The sequence below is a fragment of the Marinicauda algicola genome (assembly GCF_017161425.1).
GTDB classification, from domain to species: domain Bacteria; phylum Pseudomonadota; class Alphaproteobacteria; order Caulobacterales; family Maricaulaceae; genus Marinicauda; species Marinicauda algicola.
On record NZ_CP071057.1, the window covers coordinates 1042195 to 1060351 of the forward strand.

The 18157-nt window shown below is 68.1% G+C and carries 19 protein-coding genes; 8 read left to right on the forward strand and 11 right to left on the reverse strand.

From position 1 onward, the window contains the following. Nucleotide 1 precedes the first annotated feature (1 nt). A complete protein-coding gene (gene nrdR / locus JW792_RS05185) occupies nucleotides 2–493 on the reverse strand; it encodes a transcriptional regulator NrdR (RefSeq protein ID WP_135996740.1) in 492 nt (163 codons plus the stop codon). A gap of 10 nt (nucleotides 494–503) precedes the next feature. Beyond that, nucleotides 504–1808, reverse strand: coding sequence for a serine hydroxymethyltransferase (gene glyA, locus JW792_RS05190; protein WP_135996738.1), 1305 nt, complete (start codon nucleotides 1806–1808; stop codon nucleotides 504–506). 251 nt (nucleotides 1809–2059) lie between these two features. On the opposite strand from glyA, the gene JW792_RS05195 reads away from it, so the two are divergent. Further along, on the forward strand, nucleotides 2060–2497 hold the full coding sequence (locus JW792_RS05195; protein WP_135996736.1) for a Ros/MucR family transcriptional regulator: 438 nt from the start codon (nucleotides 2060–2062) through the stop codon (nucleotides 2495–2497). Between the two features lie 16 nt (nucleotides 2498–2513). On the opposite strand, the gene JW792_RS05200 is transcribed toward JW792_RS05195, so the two are convergent. From JW792_RS05200 to JW792_RS05220, 5 genes are all read right to left on the reverse strand, one after another. Next, nucleotides 2514–2768 carry a DUF6898 family protein gene (locus JW792_RS05200; protein WP_192900990.1) on the reverse strand — a complete coding sequence of 85 codons (255 nt, stop codon included), beginning with the start codon at nucleotides 2766–2768 and terminating at the stop codon, nucleotides 2514–2516. Next, on the reverse strand, nucleotides 2765–3991 hold the full coding sequence (hemA, locus tag JW792_RS05205) for a 5-aminolevulinate synthase (RefSeq protein WP_192900989.1): 1227 nt from the start codon (nucleotides 3989–3991) through the stop codon (nucleotides 2765–2767). Before hemA ends, JW792_RS05200 begins: the two co-directional genes overlap by 4 nt. Before the next feature lie 132 nt (nucleotides 3992–4123). Then, nucleotides 4124–5026, reverse strand: a complete 903-nt coding sequence (gene mmsB, locus JW792_RS05210) for a 3-hydroxyisobutyrate dehydrogenase (protein WP_241095064.1) — start codon at nucleotides 5024–5026, stop codon at nucleotides 4124–4126. A gap of 11 nt (nucleotides 5027–5037) precedes the next feature. Next, the gene (locus tag JW792_RS05215) at nucleotides 5038–6084 is read right to left on the reverse strand and encodes an enoyl-CoA hydratase/isomerase family protein (RefSeq protein ID WP_135996730.1); all 1047 of its coding nucleotides are present in this window, start codon (nucleotides 6082–6084) and stop codon (nucleotides 5038–5040) included. Continuing rightward, the gene (locus JW792_RS05220; protein ID WP_135996728.1) at nucleotides 6084–7217 is read right to left on the reverse strand and encodes an isobutyryl-CoA dehydrogenase; all 1134 of its coding nucleotides are present in this window, start codon (nucleotides 7215–7217) and stop codon (nucleotides 6084–6086) included. Before JW792_RS05220 ends, JW792_RS05215 begins: the two co-directional genes overlap by 1 nt. A 94-nt stretch (nucleotides 7218–7311) precedes the next feature. On the opposite strand from JW792_RS05220, the gene hemB reads away from it, so the two are divergent. Together hemB and JW792_RS05230 are read left to right on the forward strand one after the other, a co-directional pair. Continuing rightward, nucleotides 7312–8298 (forward strand): porphobilinogen synthase, encoded by a 987-nt coding sequence (gene hemB, locus JW792_RS05225; protein ID WP_135996726.1) that lies wholly within the window; start codon nucleotides 7312–7314, stop codon nucleotides 8296–8298. Continuing rightward, on the forward strand, nucleotides 8291–9427 hold the full coding sequence (locus JW792_RS05230; RefSeq protein ID WP_135996724.1) for a trans-sulfuration enzyme family protein: 1137 nt from the start codon (nucleotides 8291–8293) through the stop codon (nucleotides 9425–9427). Before hemB ends, JW792_RS05230 begins: the two co-directional genes overlap by 8 nt. 3 nt (nucleotides 9428–9430) lie before the next feature. Here the strand turns inward: JW792_RS05230 and JW792_RS05235 are convergent, their stop codons facing one another. From JW792_RS05235 to JW792_RS05250, 4 genes are read right to left on the reverse strand one after another with little or no spacing between them, the layout of a single operon-like run. Then, the gene (locus JW792_RS05235; RefSeq protein ID WP_135996722.1) at nucleotides 9431–10063 is read right to left on the reverse strand and encodes a trimeric intracellular cation channel family protein; all 633 of its coding nucleotides are present in this window, start codon (nucleotides 10061–10063) and stop codon (nucleotides 9431–9433) included. Then, complete coding sequence (locus JW792_RS05240) at nucleotides 10060–11061, reverse strand: TIGR00341 family protein (RefSeq protein ID WP_135996720.1); 1002 nt, start codon at nucleotides 11059–11061, stop codon at nucleotides 10060–10062. Before JW792_RS05240 ends, JW792_RS05235 begins: the two co-directional genes overlap by 4 nt. A 3-nt stretch (nucleotides 11062–11064) precedes the next feature. Beyond that, nucleotides 11065–11940, reverse strand: a complete 876-nt coding sequence (locus tag JW792_RS05245; protein ID WP_135996718.1) for an NAD(P)-dependent oxidoreductase — start codon at nucleotides 11938–11940, stop codon at nucleotides 11065–11067. Nucleotides 11941–11958: 18 nt separating this feature from the next. Further along, complete coding sequence (locus tag JW792_RS05250; RefSeq protein ID WP_241095065.1) at nucleotides 11959–12426, reverse strand: flavin reductase family protein; 468 nt, start codon at nucleotides 12424–12426, stop codon at nucleotides 11959–11961. Nucleotides 12427–12506: 80 nt separating this feature from the next. Between JW792_RS05250 and JW792_RS05255 the strand changes: the two genes are divergently transcribed. From JW792_RS05255 to JW792_RS05275, 5 genes are all read left to right on the forward strand, one after another. Further along, nucleotides 12507–13427, forward strand: a complete 921-nt coding sequence (locus tag JW792_RS05255) for a flagellar motor protein MotB (protein ID WP_192900988.1) — start codon at nucleotides 12507–12509, stop codon at nucleotides 13425–13427. A gap of 89 nt (nucleotides 13428–13516) precedes the next feature. Continuing rightward, entirely contained in the window at nucleotides 13517–15346 is a 1830-nt protein-coding gene (locus JW792_RS05260) for an SLC13 family permease (protein WP_135996714.1), read from the forward strand. A 52-nt stretch (nucleotides 15347–15398) separates the two neighbouring features. Then, nucleotides 15399–16160: an arginyltransferase gene (locus JW792_RS05265; RefSeq protein ID WP_135996712.1), complete on the forward strand. Its 762-nt coding sequence runs from the start codon at nucleotides 15399–15401 to the stop codon at nucleotides 16158–16160. 89 nt (nucleotides 16161–16249) lie between these two features. After that, a complete protein-coding gene (locus tag JW792_RS05270; protein ID WP_135996710.1) occupies nucleotides 16250–17374 on the forward strand; it encodes a TRAP transporter substrate-binding protein in 1125 nt (374 codons plus the stop codon). Nucleotides 17375–17377: 3 nt separating this feature from the next. Further along, nucleotides 17378–18157: a TRAP transporter small permease subunit gene (locus JW792_RS05275; RefSeq protein ID WP_135996708.1), complete on the forward strand. Its 780-nt coding sequence runs from the start codon at nucleotides 17378–17380 to the stop codon at nucleotides 18155–18157.

The window sequence follows — 18157 nt, forward strand, 5'->3', positions numbered from 1 at the left end:
GCTACTCGTCCTCGTCCCTGCGCGCGCCGGGCTTCGTCCTGGACCCGAGCTTCTCGCCCTTGATGAAGTCGGAGAAGTCGGCGACCTCGCGGAAGTCCTTGTAGACCGAGGCATAGCGGACATAGGCGACGGTATCGAGGTTCTTGAGCCCCTCCATCACCATCTCGCCGATCGTCTTCGAGGGAATGTCCGGATCGCCGCCGCTCTCCAGGCGGCGCACGATGCCGGAGACCATCTGCTCGAGCTTGTCGCGGTCTATCGCGCGCTTCTGCGTGGCGAGCAGGATGGAGCGGATCAGCTTGTCCCGGTCGAAGGGCACGCGCTTGCCATCGCTCTTGATCACGTTGAGATCGCGCAGCTGAACCCGCTCGAACGTGGTGAAGCGGGCCGCGCAGGACGGGCACTGGCGCCGGCGGCGAATCGCCTGCCCGTCCTCGGCGGGACGGGAGTCCTTCACCTGCGTGTCGGGATGGCTGCAGAACGGACAGCGCAAGGCGCCTCTCCTAGCCGAGTTCTGAATAGATCGGGAAGCGCTCGCAAAGCGCGATCACCTCCTCGCGGACCCGCGCCTCGACCTGCGCGTCGCCCTCACGGTTCACGCTCAGCGAATCGAGCACCTCGGCCATCATCTCGCCGACGCGCGCGAACTCGGCCTTGCCGAAGCCCCGCGTCGTGCCGGCGGGCGAACCGATGCGCAGCCCGGAGGTCACCGTCGGCTTCTCCGGGTCGAAGGGGACGCCGTTCTTGTTGCAGGTGATGTGGGCGCGTTCGAGCGCCTTCTCCGAGATGTCCCCGGTGAGCGATTTAGGCCGCAGGTCGACGAGCGCGAGATGGCTGTCCGTACCGCCGGAGACGAGCGCGTAGCCGCGCTCGGTGAGCGCACCGGCCATCGCCTTGCAGTTCTCGATCACGTCCTTTGCATAGGTCCTGAACTCGGGGCGCAGGGCCTCCCCGAAGGCGACGGCCTTCGCGGCGATCACGTGCATCAGCGGGCCGCCCTGCAGGCCGGGGAAGACGGCCGAGTTGATCTTCTTGCCGATCTCCTCGTCGCGCGAGAGCACCATGCCGCCGCGCGGGCCGCGCAGCGTCTTGTGGGTCGTGGTGGTGACCACGTCGGCGTGCGGGACCGGGTTGGGATAGGCGCCGCCGGCCACCAGGCCGGCGAAATGGGCCATGTCGACCATGAGATAGGCGCCGACCTCGTCGGCGATCTCGCGGAAGGCCGCGAAATCGATCGTGCGCGGATAGGCCGAGCCGCCGGCGATGATCATCTGGGGCTTCAGCTCGCGGGCCTGGTCGCGAAGGGCGTCGTAATCGATGAGGTGGTCGTCCTGCCTCACCCCGTAGTGATGGGCCTCGAACCACTTGCCGGAGATGTTCGGGCGCGCGCCGTGCGTCAGATGGCCGCCGGCGGACAGGTCGAGCCCGAGAATCCTGTCGCCGGGCTTCAGGAGCGCGAGGAAGACCGCCTGGTTGGCCTGGCTGCCCGAGTTGGGCTGCACGTTCGCGTAGGCCGCGCCAAAGAGGCGCTTCGCGCGATCGCGCGCCAGCTCCTCGGCGATGTCGACGAACTCGCAGCCCCCGTAATAGCGCTTGCCGGGATAGCCCTCGGCATACTTGTTCGTGAGCGGCGAGCCCTGCGCCTCCAGCACGGCGCGCGAGACGATGTTTTCCGAGGCGATCAGCTCGATCTGCGTCTGCTGGCGGCGCAGCTCCCTGGAGATCGCATCGGCGAGCTCGGGGTCGCGCGCGGCGAGGCTCTCACCGAAGAAGGACTGCTGAAGGCTCTTGGACTGATCGTCGGGCATCGGCTCGCTCCCTGTCTCGTGCTCAGGCACAGACATACGGCTCCGGGCGCACGCCGACAACACCGCAGGACCGCTTAATTTCGGGCAACGACTGCTTGAGGTCGCGCATCAACGACAGCGGCAATTCTTGAAGCGGGAACGAAGTCTGCATTTTTTCTCGAAACATCACTTGTGCAGCATGCTGCGAACCAATATAGAGGCGACAAGGCGCGTTATTCCGCGCGATTCTGCAACGTTAAACAGGATTGGCAATGACTGAAGAGCAAACCAGCACCGTCGACCAGGAAGAAATCCTCCGGATGACGACCGACATCGTCGCCTCCTTCCTTACGCATAATTCTATTCCTTCGGAGAACGTCCCGGAGATGATCAAGTCGATCTACTCCACGATGCGTTCGCTCTCCTCTAAGGAGGAAGAGAAGGCCGAGACCAAGCAGAAGCCCGCCGTTCCGGTGTCGAAATCGGTGCAGGACGACTACATCGTCTGCCTGGAAGACGGCAAGAAGCTGAAGATGCTCAAGCGCTATCTGCGCTCGCAATACGACATGAGCCCGGAAGAATACCGCCGCAAGTGGGGCCTGCCGGCCGACTACCCGATGGTCGCCCCGGCCTATTCGCGCCGCCGCTCGCAGTTCGCCAAGGATATCGGCCTCGGCCGCGGCGGACGCAAGAAGCGCGCGTCCAAGTAATCGCGTTTATACTCAACTAGACGATGACGCCCCCGCCGCCGCGCGGGGGCGTTTTCTTTTCGTCGGACTCCTTCGAAACCTGCTCGAGTCGGCGCATCAGCTTGCGGGCGGCGACGCGTTCGAGTTCCTCCTGGCCGGTCGTGACCGGTCCCTGGATGACGACCTCCTCGCCCGTCTCGACGTCGATCGCCGCCACGCGTACCGCCTCGCCGACGGACTGGAACTCGAAGATGATCTCGCGGCCCGCGGACGGATCGCGCTTCGAGCTCATCCCGCGATCCCCGAGATGCGCACCTGGGCATGCTTGGCGTAGACCGCCCGCAGCGCCTCGACGAGTTCGTCGAACATCTGGTCGGTGTGCAGCGGGGTCGGCGTGAAGCGCATGCGCTCGGTGCCCTTGGGCACGGTCGGATAGTTGATCGGCTGGACGTAGATGCCGTGCTCGTCGAGCAGGGCGTCGGTCAGGCGCTTGGTGAGCACCGGATCGCCGACGTGGACCGGCACGATATGGGTGACCGAGTCCATGACCGGGAAGCCTTCGGCCTTCAGGCGCGCCTTCAGCGTCGCGGCGCGCTCCTGATGGGCCTCGCGCAGATGGTTTGCGCTCTTGAGGAATTCCACGCTCGCACGCGCGCCCGCCGCGATCGCGGGGGCGAGCGAGGTGGTGAAGATGAAGCCGGGCGCCCAGGAGCGGATCGCATCGCAGATCACCGCATCGGCGGCGATATAGCCGCCCATGACGCCGAAGGCCTTGCCGAGCGTGCCCTCGATGATGTCGAACCGGTCCATCAAGCCGTCGCGCTCGGCTACGCCCGCCCCGCGCAGGCCGTAGAGGCCGACGGCGTGGACCTCGTCGAGATAGGTCAGCGCATTGTACCTGTCGGCGAGGTCGCAGACCTCTTCCAGCGGGCCGATATCGCCGTCCATCGAATAGACCGACTCCAGCGCGATCACCTTGGGCGCATCCTTGGGCGCGGCCTTCAGCAGCTCCTCCAGGTGCGCGACGTCGTTGTGGCGCCAGACATGCTTCTCGCAGCCGGCCTGGCGCACGCCCTCGATCATCGAGGCATGATTCAGGGCATCGGAATAAATTATGAGGCCGGGCAGGATCTTGCCGAGCGTGGCGAGCGTCGCCTGGTTGGCGATGTAGCCGGAGGTGAAGAGCAGCGCGGCTTCCTTCTGGTGAAGGTCGGCCAGCGAGCGTTCCAGCTCCACGTGGTAATGGGTCGTGCCGGAAATGTTGCGCGTGCCGCCCGCCCCGGCCCCGACATCGTCGAGCGCCTGCTTCATCGCGCCGATGACGCAGGGGCTCTGGCCCATGCCGAGATAGTCGTTGGAGCACCAGACCGTGACGTCCTTCACCTCGCCTTGCGCTTCCCGGTAGCGGGCGCGAGGGAACTTGCCCCGATTGCGCAGGAGGTCGGCGAATACCCGGTAGCGGCCTTCGGCCCGAACCCGAGCCACGGCGGAGGTGAAGGCGTCTTTGTAATTCATCGTTCTCGCCGCCGGGGAGTGGCGGCTCCTCATCTCGTTTTCATCAGCCTGACATAAACGATCCGCCCCGTCATCGGAAACGGGTGGAGACCGATTGTCGCGGCTAAGTCCTGCCAACGCCTCGCAATTTCATCACGGCTTCTCGCCGATCTCCCCGCGGAGCATCTTGATGATGCCGGAGAAGTCGAGATCATCCCCACCCGCTTCGGTAAAGGCGGTGTAAAGATTTTCCGCGCGCTTACCCATCGGCGTGGACGCTTCCACCGATCCGGCCGCATCCATCGCAAGGCGCAGGTCCTTGAGCATCATCGGCGCAGCGAAGCCGGGCTTGTAATCGCGGTTGGAGGGCGCGGCCGGAACCGGGCCCGGCACCGGGCAATAGCTCGTCAGCGACCAGCACTGCCCGGAGGCCTTGGACGCGATGTCGAAGAAGTTCTGTGCGTCGAGGCCGAGCTTCTGGGCGAGATTGATCGCTTCGCACGTGCCGATCATGTGGATGGCGAGCAGCATGTTGTTGCAGATCTTGGCCGCCTGGCCCGCGCCCGCATCGCCCGCGCGAATCACCGCCTTGCCCATGTCTGCGAGATAGGGCCTCGCCTTCTCGACATTTTCCTCGCTGCCCCCGACCATGAAGGTCAGCGTGCCGCCCTCGGCGGCGGCGACGCCGCCGGACACCGGCGCGTCGACGAAGGCCATGCCCTTCTTCTCCGCCTCGCTCGCGACATGGCGGGCGGAGTCCACGTCGATCGTGGAGCAGTCCATCAGGATGGCGTCGGGCTCGGCGAGATTGAGGATGCCGTCCTCGCCCTCATAGACGCTGCGCACATGCTTGCCGGCGGGCAGCATGGTGACGACGGCCTTCGCGCCGCGGACCGCCTCGGCGAGGCTGGCGGCTCCCGTCGCGCCTTTCGCCTCGAGCGCTTTGACCGCCTCGGCGTTCAGATCGTAGGCGTGAACCTCGTGGCCGGCCCTGACGAGGTTCGCGGCCATGCCCGAACCCATGTTGCCAAGGCCGATGAATGCGATGCGGGCCATGTCCCTGCTCCTCAAATGAACGTCATCTCGTGCTCGCCATCGAGCGGTCCGAAGAAGGCTTCGATCTCGGTACCCGTCGGCGCGGGCGCCCATTTCGGGGCATTGTCCTTGTCGACCACGACCGCGCGCACGCCCTCGTAGAAGTCCGAACCCGGCGCGAGGAAGCGCATCGAGACGCGCAGGTCCTGGGTCATCACGCCGCGGAAATCGAGATCGGCACCGCGCCTGAGCGCCTCGAGCGTGACCCTGAGCGATGTCGGCGACTTCGAGCGCAGGGTGCCGGCCTGCTTCGCCGACCAGGCATCGCCCGCCTCGTCGAGCGCGAACAGGATGGCATCCACGCTCTCGCGCCCGAAGGCCGCATCGATCAGCCCGCGCGCGTGGGCGAGATCGCTGTGGCCGGCATCGCCGCCGAAGCCGTCCAGCAGCTCCTCGATGCGCTCGCCGTCATCGTCCAGGCGCTCGGTCTCCAGCGCATAGATCAGCTCGCCGTTTCGCTCGCTCGGCACGTAGTGGGTCGCGACGCCCGCGGCGATCGCGTCGGCCGTCCTCAGGCGGGCCCCGGTCAGGCCCATCCAGGTCCCGAGCGCACCGGCCAGGCGCGGCAGGAAGTACGCCCCGCCCACGTCCGGGTGGAAGCCGATGCCGGTCTCGGGCATGGCGAACAGGGTCCGGTCGCCGGCCACGCGGTGGGAGCCGTGAACCGACACCCCGACGCCGCCGCCCATGGTGATGCCGTCGATCAGGGCGACATAGGGCTTGGCGTATTCCTTGATCAGGGTGTTGAGCCGGTATTCGTCGCGCCAGAAGCGCCAGGCGCGGTCGTCGCCCGCCCTGCCGCTCTCGGCGAGCATCTTGATGTCGCCGCCGGCGCAGAAACCCTTCTCGCCCTCCCCGTCGACGACGACCGCCTTCACGTCGTCGTCATCCGCCCATCCGGTCAGCGCCTCGATCATGGCCGTGACCATGTCCTGGTTCAGCGCATTGAGGGCCTTCGGGCGGTTCAGCGTGATCCGGCCGACATCGCCGGTCTTCCAGGTCTTGACGTCTTCGGTCATCAGATCAGGTCCTTCGCGATGATGACGCGCATGATTTCGTTCGTGCCTTCCAGGATCTGGTGGACCCGCAGGTCACGCACGATGCGCTCGATCGGATAGTCCTTGAGATAGCCGTAGCCGCCATGCAGCTGCAGCGCGTCGTTGGCGACCTTGAAGCCAATATCCGTCGCGAAGCGCTTGGCCATGGCGCAGTATTTCGGGGCGCTGGCGTCCTTGCGGTCGAGCGCGTCGGCGGCGCGGTAGAGCATCAGGCGGGCCGCATCGAGCTCGGTCGCCATGTCGGCGAGCTTGAACTGCGTCGCCTGGAAGGCCGCGATGGGCTTGCCGAACTGCTCGCGCCCGGTGACGTAGTCGCGGGCCTGGTCGTAGGCCTCGCTGGCCCCGCCGAGCGAGCACGCGCCGATATTGATGCGCCCGCCATTCAGCCCGTTCATGGCGATGCGGAAGCCCTCGCCCTCTTCGGCGAGGCGGTTCTCCACCGGCACGCGGCAGTCCTCGAACGTCACGACGGCCGTCGGCTGGGAGTTCCAGCCCATCTTCTTCTCGTTGGCACCGAAGGAGAGGCCGGGCGTGCCCTTCTCCACCACGAGCGTGGAGATGCCCTTCGCGCCCTGCTCGCCCGTGCGGCACATCACCACGTAGATGTCGGACGTCCCGGCCCCGGAGATGAAGGCCTTCGAGCCGTTGAGCACGTAGTGATCGCCGTCGCGCACCGCCCTGGTGCGCAGGCTCGCCGCGTCCGATCCCGAGCCCGGCTCGGTCAGGCAGTAGGAGCCGATGAGGTCCATGGCGGTCAGTTTCGGCAGCCACTGCTTCCTCTGGTCCTCATTGCCCCAGGTGTCGATCATCCAGGAGACCATGTTGTGGATCGAGATGAAGGCGGCGGTAGAGACGCAGCCGCGCGACAGCTCCTCGAAGATCATCGCCGCATCGAGCCGCGTCATGCCCGAGCCCCCGACATCATCGCGCGTGTAGATGCCGGCAAAGCCCATCTCCGCGGCCTCTTTCAGGACGTCGACGGGGAAGATCTTCTCCTCGTCCCACTTCGCCGCATTGGGCTTCAGGCGGTCCTCGGCGAACTTGCGCGCCGCGTCCTTTATCAGGCCTTGCTCTTCGCTAAGCTCGAAATGCACGGAGTTTCTCCTTAAAACACGCGGGACGTTGCCTAACGCCGGCGTCTTCGCCGGGCAAGCTTCCCACCGGATTCGACACGCGAGATAGACCAGAATGCCCCAGTTTCCCAACACCCGGCTGCGGCGGCTTCGCCAGCACGACTGGGTCCGCCGCCTGGTGCGCGAGACCACGCTGACGCCGGACGACCTCATCTGGACGCTCGTCGTCTCCGACAGCGCCGATCCCACCGAGCCGGTTCCGTCCATGCCGGGAATCGAGCGCCTGTCGGTGAAGGCGGCCGCCGCCGCGGCGAAGGAGGCCGAACGCCTGGGCATCCCGGCCATCGCGATCTTCCCCCATGTCGACCCGGGCAAGAAGGACGAGACGGGAAGCGAGGGGCTCAATCCGGACGGGCTCGTCGCCAGTGCGGTCAAGGCGATGAAGGATGCCGCGCCGGGGGTGGGGATCGTGTGCGACGTCGCGCTCGATCCCTTTACCACGCACGGCCATGACGGGGTGCTGAAGAACGGCCAGGTCCTCAACGACGAGACGATCGAGCGCCTCCAGGAGCAGTCGGTGATCTACGCGCAGGCGGGCTGCGACGTGATCGCCCCCTCCGACATGATGGACGGGCGGATCGGCAAGATCCGCGCGGCGCTGGAAGAGGCCGGACAGGCCGACACGCTGATCCTGTCCTATGCCGCCAAGTACGCCTCGGCCTTCTACGGGCCCTATCGCGACGCGATCGGCTCGGCGAAGGCGCTGTCGGGCGACAAGAAGACCTACCAGATGGACCCGGGCAATTCGCAGGAGGCCCTGCGCGAGGTCGCCATGGACATCGAGGAGGGCGCGGACATGCTGATGGTCAAGCCCGGCCTTCCCTATCTGGACATCGTCGCGCGGGTGAAGATGGAGTTCGGCATGCCGACCTACGCCTTCCAGGTCTCCGGCGAGTACGCGATGATCGAGGCGGCCTCGTCCAATGGCTGGATCGACGGCGAGCGGGTCATGATGGAAAGCCTGATGGCCTTCAAGCGCGCCGGCGCGGACGGGGTGCTGACCTATTTCGCCCCGCGGGCGGCGCGGGTTCTCAATGGATAGACGCCCCGAGACGCTCGCCGCGCAGGCGCTGCATCATATCGACGCCGAGACCGGCGCGGTCATCCCGCCCCTGCACCCGGCGACGACCTTCGCGCGCGATGCCGGCAACCAGCTGATCGGCCCGCGCGACTATGCCCGCCCGCAGGGGCCGAACGCCGATCATGCCGCCGCGATCGTCGCGGCCCTTGAAGGTGCGAAGGCGGCGCGGCTTTTCGCCTCCGGCCTCGGCGCGGCCTCGGCGGTGTTCGAAACCGTGGCGCCGGCAGGTCACGTGGTGGCGCAGAGCCGGATGTATCACGGCACGAGGAAGCTGCTCGCGCGCCTCGCCGCGACGGGGCGGATCACCCTCTCCTGGTTCGACCCGGACGCGCCGGAAAGCCTTGCCGGAACCATCGAGCCCGGGCGCACCGAACTCGTCTGGATCGAGACGCCGGCCAATCCGTCCTGGACGATCCTCGACATCGCGGCCTGCGCGAGGGCGGCCCACGAAGCCGGGGCGATCCTGGCGGTCGACGGCACGTGTGCTCCGCCGTGCACGACGCGCGCGCTCGATCTCGGCGCCGACCTCGTGATGCATTCGGCGACCAAGTATCTCAACGGACATTCCGACGTGCTCGCCGGCGTCGTCGCGACGCGCGAGACCGACGCGCGCTGGACCCGTCTCGGCGAGATCGCGAGCCTTTCCGGCGCCACGCCCGGCGCGTTCGAGAGCTGGCTGCTGGTCCGGGGCTTGCGCACCCTCTTCGTGCGCTTCGAGCGCCAGAGCGCGAACGCGATGGCCCTCGCCCGGGCGCTGCGGGACCATGCGGCGGTGAGCCACGTGCTCTATCCGGGCCTTGCGACCCATCCCGGTCACGCCATTGCCGCGCGTCAGATGACGGGCGGGTATGGCGGCCTCCTCTCGCTCCGGCTGAAGGGGGGCTTCGCGGCGGCCGGAAAACTCGCCGCCTCGACGCAGGTCTTCATCCAGGCGACCTCCATCGGCGGGGTGGAAAGCCTGATCGAGCATCGAAAGCCGATCGAGGGGCCCGACAGTCCCACCCCGGACGACCTGGTGCGCCTGTCCTGCGGCATCGAGGCGGAGGCCGACCTGGTCGGCGATCTCGTCGCGGCGCTCGACGGGCTCTGAGCCTCAGTCGATCCGCCCGATCGATGGCAGCGTCCAGCCGAACCGCATGGCGGCGGCGCGGATGGCGAAGGCGAGCAGCGCCGCGCCGACCGCGCTGGCTCCGGCCGGCAGCGCCAGCGCGAGCGCGGCGACATAGGCGGCCGCTCCGGCGAGCGCGGCGAGCGCGTAGATCTCCTCGCGCAGCACCAGCGGCACGTCGTTGACGAGCACGTCGCGCACGAGCCCGCCGAAGGCGGCGGTCATCACGCCGGTGAGGATGGCGATCGCCCAGTGCGCCCCGACGGCCAGTCCGGCCTGCGCGCCCAGCACGCAGAACACCGAGAGCCCGACCGCGTCGGCCCAGGCGAGCGCGGCGCGGCGCGCGCCGGTGCCGGTCGACAGCAGGGTCGAGCCGTAATAGCCCGTCAGCGCGCCGGCGACCGCGATGGCGAGATACTCGGGCGCGTCGACCCAGTAGACGGGCAGCTGGCCGAGCAGGATGTCGCGCAGCGTGCCCCCGCCCATGCCCGCCGCCGCGCCGACGATCGCCGCGCCGAACGGGTCGAGGCTCTTTCGCGCCGCGATCATCCCGCCGGAAAAGGCGAAAAAGAACACGCCGGCATAGTCCAGCAGCTGGAAGACCAGTGCGACGCTCACGGCAGTACGGCCGCGGGCTGGGCGGCGAAATGGGCCGCGATCATGGTCAGCGCGACGATGAGGGCGAACCAGACGGCCCCATTGACATAGACCGAGCGCTTGGCGGCCCGCCGCTCCAGCCAGGTGCGCGGGCGCACGCCCTTGAGGAAGAACACCACCAGGGCGGCGAGATTGACGCTGACGACGTTGATGAAGAGAAGCAGGAGCGCGCGGGCGGCAAGCATCCACAGCCCCGCCCCCGCGAAGAGGCCCGCGGCCGCCGCGGGCGGCAGCAGCGCGACCGCGACCATCACGCCGACCAGCGCGGCAGGCAGGCCCGTGACGATCGACAGCGCCGCCGCGGCGCCGGCCGCGAGCGCCAGCACAGGGGAATCGAGGCCCACGACGGTGCGCGTCATCAGCTCCTGCGACGTGAGATCGAGCGGCAGGGTGAGCCCTATGAGGAAGGATACGGCGAGCCCCAGCGACAGGCCGGCGATCGCCGTGCGCGCGGCCTTCAGCATCAGCGGAAGGTCTCCCAGCGCGGAGCCGAAGGAGAAGGCGAGGATGGGGCCGAGCAGCGGCGCGATCACCATCGCCCCGATCACGACGGCCACGTTGTCGGCGGCCATGCCGAACACCACCACCAGCGTGGAAAGCAGGGTCAGCAGGAGGTAATCGCGATTGAGCCGGCCGCCGCGCGAGATGTCGTCATAGATCTCCTCGCGCAGGGCGAGGGTCTTCTGCTGCTGGCGCGTCTCATCCTCCTCGGGGATCTTGGGAAGGCTCGCCTCGATCGGGATCACCACGAGCTGCCAGTCGGTCTCGTCCTCGAGGATCGCCGAGATGGCGTCGATCGCCTTCTGCCCGTCCCCGGTCTTGAACAGCAGGCGCAGCAGGCGCCGGCCGCGATCGTCCGGCTCGGTCAGCCGGTGATCGACGGGCTCGGTCTGCAGCGTGGCTTTCAGAACCTGCTGGACCCGGTCGCCGTCGGGCATGGACAGTTCGATGAGGCGCAAGCGTCAGTCCTTTTTCGCGTCGGCATTGTCCAGCCGGGCGATGAGGCTCGACGTGTCCCAGCGGCCGCCGCCCATCGCCTGGACCTCAGCGTAGAACTGATCGACGAGGGCCGCCACGGGCAAGCGCGAGCCGTTGCGCCGCGCCTCGTCGAGCGCGATGCGAAGATCCTTGCGCATCCAGTTGACCGCGAAACCGAATTCGAATTCGCCCTCGACCATGGTCTGCCAGCGATTCTCCATCTGCCAGGATTGCGCCGCGCCCTTGGAGATGGCCTTGACCACCGTCTCCGGATCGAGCCCGGCACGCTTGGCGAAGTGCAGGCCCTCCGACAGCCCCTGCACCACGCCGGCAATGCAGATCTGGTTGACCATCTTGACGAGCTGGCCCGAGCCGGCCGGCCCGGCATGGGTGATCGCCTTGGCGTAGGCCTGCATCACCGGCTCGGCACGGGCGAAGGCCTCGTCGTTCCCGCCGCACATGATGGAGAGCTTGCCGTTCTCCGCGCCGGCCTGCCCGCCGGAGACCGGGGCGTCGACGAAGGCGACGCCCGTCCCCTCCCCGATCTGCGCCAGCTGGCGGGCGAGTTCGGCCGAGGCGGTCGTGTGGTCGACGAGAACGCTGCCCGCCTCCATCGTCTCGAGGAGCGGTTCGGCGATCTCGCGCACGTCCGGATCGTCGCCGAGGCAGAGAAAGGCGAACTCGCACTGCTGCACGGCATCTTCCGGCGTCGCGGCGGCCCGGCCGCCGAACTCGCCGGCCCAGTCCTTCGCCTTGCGCGCGGTGCGGTTCCAGACGGCGACCTCGTGGCCCGCCTTCACCAGATGGCCGGCCATTGGATAGCCCATCACGCCGAGACCGAGAAATGCGAGCTTCGCCATGGAGTTCTCTCCTTCGCGTCAGATCTGCCCGTAGGCCGAACGGTTGAACACCAGGGCGGGCGCTTCGCGCGGGGTGTCGAAGTCGAGCACCTGGGCGACGATGATCTCGTGATCGCCCGCCTCGTGCACCGCCGTCACCCGGCAGTCGAAGCGCGCGATAGCGCCCTCCACAAAAACCGCCCCGCTCTCGCGTTCGGTCCACTGCGCTCCCGCACCGTTCAGATCGTCCTGGCGCGCGCACCGGGTGGACAGCTCGACCTGGTCGAAGGCGAGCACGTTGATCCCGAAGGTCGGCGCGTGGCGGAACAGCGCGTAGCGGGCGCTGTCGCGGCCGAGCGACCAGAGCACCAGGGCGGGCTCGAGCGAGACCGAGGAGAAGGAATTGACCGTCATCGCGCGCGCACGGCGCCCGTCCATCGTGGCGACCAGCGTCACCCCGGTGGGAAAGCGCGAGAGTGCCTCGCGAAAGGCCCGTTGCCGTTTCAAGCCGTTATCTCCCGCTTCTTGCCCGCCGAAACGCAGCCTTAACCCTGTCGGTGGTATCGCCTGACTGGAACAGAGGGTGGATGGCAATGGCGTCGGATCAACCGGTCATCATCAAGAAAGTCAAGAAGGGCGGCCATCACGCTCACCACGGCGGGGCGTGGAAAGTCGCCTATGCCGACTTCGTGACGGCGATGATGGCCTTCTTCCTGCTGATGTGGCTGATCGCCACCGCCGACCCCGAGCAGAAGCGCGGCATCGCGGATTATTTCGCCCCGGCGAGCGTCAGCCCGTCGACCTCCGGCTCGGGCGGCCTGCTCGCCGGCACCGATTTCGGCGACGAGGGCGTGCGCGGACCCGGCTCGGCCTCCGTGGTGGAACGCCTCGCGCCGGAAGCCGTGCGCAACGAGAATGTGCGCGAGCAGGAATCGTCCGAGGCCGCGGATGGCAGCGACGGGCGGCCGGACGTCTCCCAGGACGCGCTCGCCAACGCGCTCGCGCGCCGCGAGGCGGCCGAGTTCGAGAGCGCCGAGATGAGCCTGCGCCAGGCGCTGCAGGAAATGCCCGAACTCTCCGAGCTGTCGCGTCACATCATCGTCGACGAGACGCCGGAGGGCCTGCGCATCCAGCTGATCGACGAGGAAGGGCGCTCCATGTTCGAGCCCGGTGCGGTTGAACCGAACGAGCGGGCGGTCGTGCTGCTGCGCGCCGTCGCCGAGGTCGCCGCGCGCCTGCCGAACCGGCTGTCGATCTCCGGGCACACCGACGCCTCCCCCGCCTCGGCGAGCGGGCCGTCGAACTGGGAGCTCTCCGCCGCCCGGGCCAATGCCGCGCTGGAAGTGATCACGCGCTCCGGCATCGCCGAGCACCGCATCGCGGAGGTCTCCGGCAAGGCGGGGTCGGAACCGCTCTTCCCCGACGATCCGTTCCTGGCCGGCAACCGGCGGCTGTCGATCATCCTGCTGCGCGAAGCGCCCGTCATACCGCCCGGCCACTCGCTCTAGGCCCCGCAGCCCGGGCTTTTACTCAACACCCGGCGCCGTCTAGCATGCCGACTCGGCCCCGACCGGGGCGCGGGCTGTGATGGACGGGCATGGAACAACTCTCTGCCATCGAAGACTGGCGGATGTGGGCGGTGCTGACCGGCGTATCGCTGGCCATCGTCTTCTATTGCTGGGAACGCTTTTCCATCGAACTCGTCTCGGCGGTGATCGTCGCGGCGAGCCTGGTCTTCTTCCACTTCGTGGGCGGGCCCGATGCCGGCGCGCTGCTGGCCGGCTTCGCCAACCCGGCCCTCATCACCATCCTCGCCCTGCTCGTCATCGGCCAGGGCATCTTCCAGACCGGCGCGCTGGAGGGACCCACGAGGTCCATGCTGGCGATGTACGACGTGCGGCCGCGGCTGACCGTCCTCGTGCTGTTCCTGTTCGTGTTCGCGGTCTCGGCATTCATCAACAACACGCCCGTGGTGGTGATGTTCATCCCGATCCTCGGGGCGATCGCGGCGCGCGAGAAGGCCTCGCCCTCGCTCTACATGATGCCGCTCAGCTTCGTGTGCATCCTGGCCGGCATGACGACGCTGATCGGTTCCTCGACCAACCTCCTGGTCGCCGAGTCGCTGCGCAACAATTCCGGGCTGGAGCTGGAATTCTTCACCCCCACCCTGCCCGGCCTCGTCCTGGCGAGCTTCGGCCTGCTCTATGTCGCTTTCATCCTGCCGTACGTCACGCCCAAGCGCGCGGACATGGAGACCGAGCTGACCGGCACCTCCGGGGGCAAGCAGTACATCGCCCAGATCGAGGTCGACACCGGCCATCCCCTGATCGGCCAGAAGCCGGTGGCCGGCATGTTCCCCGACCTGCCGGACGTAACCGTGCGCATGATCCAGCGCGGCGAAAACGCCATCCTGCCCCCGTTCGACGATGTCGAGCTGCAGCGCGGCGACGTGGTCATCATCGCGGCGACCCGCAAGACGCTGACCGACCTGCTGGCCAGCCGCGCCGACTTCCTGAAGGGCATGCTGCGCGCGGCCGGGCCGGGCGAGGCGCCCGCGCCCGGCGAACGCCTCGCGGTGACCGAGGCGATCGTCTCGCCCGGCTCGCGCCTCATCGGCCGCACGATCCGCCAGATCGGCTTCCGCCACGCGGTGGGCGCGATCGTGCTCGGCGTCCAGCGCCGTTCTCGCATGTTCCGCGCGCGGATGGGGGAGATCCGGCTCGAGGCCGGCGACGTCCTGCTGCTCTTCGGGTCGTCGGAATCGATGCGCAAGCTGCGCGCGGACCGCGACCTGCTGCTCGTGGAATGGGCGACGAGCGACCTGCCCGACCCGCGCCGCGCGATGGCCGCGCGGGTCATCTTCGGGGGCGTGATCCTGGCCGCGGCGAGCGGGCTCCTGCCGATCGTCATCGCCTCGGTGCTCGGGGCCGCCGCGATGCTCGCCACCGGCTGCCTCAACGTGCGCCAGGCGGCGCGCGCGGTGGACATCAAGGTCTATCTGCTGATCGGCTCGGCCTTCGCGCTGGGCACCAGCCTGCAGGCCACCGGGGGTGCGGAAGTGCTCGCCTGGGGCGTCGTCGCCCTGTTCGAGCCGTTCGGCACCGTGGCCCTGCTCTCGGCGCTGTTCTTCCTCGTCGCGGCGCTGACCAACGTCCTCTCCAACAACGCGACCGCGATCCTGTTCACCCCGATCGCGCTCAATGCCGCCGAGCAGACCGGGGCCGACCCGATTCTCTTCGCACTCACCGTGCTGTTCGCGGCCAATACCTGCTTCGCCACCCCGATCGGCTACCAGACGAACCTTCTGGTAATGGGGCCGGGCAAATACAAGTTCACCGACTTCGTGAAGGCGGGCCTGCCGCTCTCGCTTCTGATCTGGATCGTTTTCACGGTATTCGTATGGCTCAATTCCGGACTGAGGTTTTGATCGGGCCGCGAAGCTCTGACATTCTCCTGCCGTCTGCCCTGGGAGCCGACGCGTGACGCACCCTTTCACGACCAAACAGCTGCCCTTCTTCCTGACGGCGCCCGCGCCCTGCCCGTATCTCGCCGACCGGCTGGAGCGGAAGGTGTTCACCAAGATCGAGGCCGGCGAGGGCGCGGCGCTCAACGACGCGCTGACCCATGTCGGCTTCCGGCGCAGCCAGTCGATCCTCTACCGGCCCGCCTGCGAGCGCTGTGCGGCCTGCAAGTCGGCGCGCGTGCCCGTCGGCGAGGTGCAGCTGACCCGGACGCAGCGCCGCACCCTGAAGCGCAACGCCCACCTGACGCGCACCCCCGCCCCGGCGGAGGCGAGCCCGGAGCAGTACGCCCTGCTGACGCGCTATCTCGACGCGCGCCACGGCGACGGCGACATGGCGGGAATGGACTTCTTCGAGTTCGCCAGCATGGTCGAGGACGGCGCCCAGCGCACCGATGTCGTGGAATATCGCGACGAGGACGGCTTCCTCGTCGCCGCCGCGCTGGTCGACGAGCTCTCCGACGGCTACTCGATGGTCTATTCCTTCTTCGACCCGGACCTCGAGGCCAGCAGCCTCGGCAATTTCATGATCCTCGACCAGATCCGGCGCGCGCAGGAGGACGGGCTCGATTACGTCTATCTCGGCTACTGGGTGCCCGGCAGTGCGAAGATGCACTACAAGGCGCGCTACCGCCCGCTGGAGATTCTCGATCCGACGGGCTGGAGACGTTTGACCGAGGAGGAACGTCAGGCCAAAACCTCCTACGGGGCGCTGCGCTAGCACGGCGCGCGCCGCTTCCAGGACAGGGCCGGATCAACCGGCCGCTCCGCGCCCTGCGCGCGGGAGATACGATAACGGGGGAGACGAGAATGGATCGTCGCACATTCCTGAGCGCGGCCGGGATCGCGGCCGTCGGTGCCGCCTCGGCGTGTTCGCAGGGCGGTGAGCAGGCCGGCGAGCAGCCCGCCGCGCCGGCCGTCAATCGCGGGCGCACGCGCCGGCTGCGGATGGTGACGACCTGGCCGCCGGGCTTTCCCGGCCTCGGAACCGCGGCCGAGCGTACCGCCCGGCTGATCACCGAGATGAGCGGCGGCGCGCTCGAGGTGGAAGTCTACGGCGCGGGCGAGATCGTCGGCGCGTTCGAGGTCTTCGACGCGGTCTCCAACGGCGTCGCGGACATGTATCACGCGGCCGATTATTACTGGCAGGGCCGTTCGCCGGCCTACAATTTCTTCTGCGCCGTGCCGATGGGCATGACCGCCTACGAGATCATGGCCTGGGTCGAGTTCGCCGGCGGCCAGGAGCTGTGGAACGAGCTCTCCCACCCGTTCAACATCCAGCCCTTCCAGGCCGGCAATTCCGGCCACCAGATGGGCGGCTGGTTCAAGCGCGAGATCAACACGCTCGAGGACTTCCGCGGGCTTCGCATGCGCATCCCCGGCCTCGGCGGCGAGGTGATCCGCCAGCTCGGCGGCGCGGCCGTGGCCCTGTCGGGCGGGGAGATCTACCAGGCCCTGCAGTCCGGCGCGATCGACGCGACCGAGTGGGTCGGGCCCTGGAACGATCTCGCCTTCGGCTTCTACCGCGAGGCGCCCTTCTATTACGGTCCCGGATTCCACGAGCCCGGCTCCGCGCTCGCCATGGGCATGAATCTCGGCGTCTGGGAGTCGCTGCCCGCCGACCAGAAGGCGATCGTGAAGAGCGCCTGCCACGCGGCCAACAATCAGAGCCTTGCCGAGTTCAACTACCAGAACGGTCTCGCGCTCAACACGCTGACCGGCGAGCACGGGGTGCAGCTGCGCGCCTTCTCCGACGAGATCTGGCTGGAAGTCGGGCGCATCGCGGAGCAGGTCGTCGCCGACACCGCGAACGCCGACCCGATCTCGCGCCGGGTCTATGAAAGCTACATCAATGCGCGCCGGCTGATCCGCGACTGGGCGAATGTCTCCGAGGCGCCCTACTACCGCCAGCGCGACCGCGTGCTCGGCCGCTGATCCATGCGTGCGGGGGACTGGCTCCTTTTCTCGATCGTCGCGGCAAGCCTCGCCCTCATCGGGATCGACGGGGCGAGCGGCGGGGCCGTGCAGGCCGCGCTGCAGACCCATCTGTCGTCCACCGGGCAGAGCGCCGGCCGGTGGCTCCTGCGTGCGGGCCTGGTGCTGAGCCCGTTGCTGCTGCTGCCGCTCATCGCGGCACTCTGGGCGCGTATCTCGCCGCTACCGGACGCCATCGCGGCACTGCTCGACCGCTCGGCGCGAGCGATCGACGCGATCAGCGAGACCCTCGCGGACGCGGTGCGCTGGCTCGCCCTCGCCCTCGTGCTGATCACAGTCACGGTCGTGATCCAGCGCTATGTGTTCGGCGCGTCCTCGACCAAGCTGCAGGAGAGCGTGATCTACTTCCACGCCCTGCTCTTCCTGCTGTCCTCGGCCTCCACCCTGCTGCACGGCGGGCACGTGCGCGTGGACATAGTCTACACCAGGCTGTCGCAGGCGGGGAAAGCCTGGACCGACCTTGCCGGCTACTATCTCGCCCTGGTGCCGATGTGCGTGCTGATCCTGATGACCTCGCGCAGCTATGTCGGCGGGGCGTGGCGGATCCTCGAGCGCTCGCGCGAGAGCGACGGGCTGCCGCTGGTCTTCCTCCTGAAGACCGCGATCCCCGTGTTCGCCGTGATGATGATCCTGCAGGGCCTGTCCATGGCGGCGCGCGCGGCGCTGACGCTGTCGGGACGCGAGGCGCCGGCGACCGGCCAACGCGCCGAGCGGGAGCTGTAG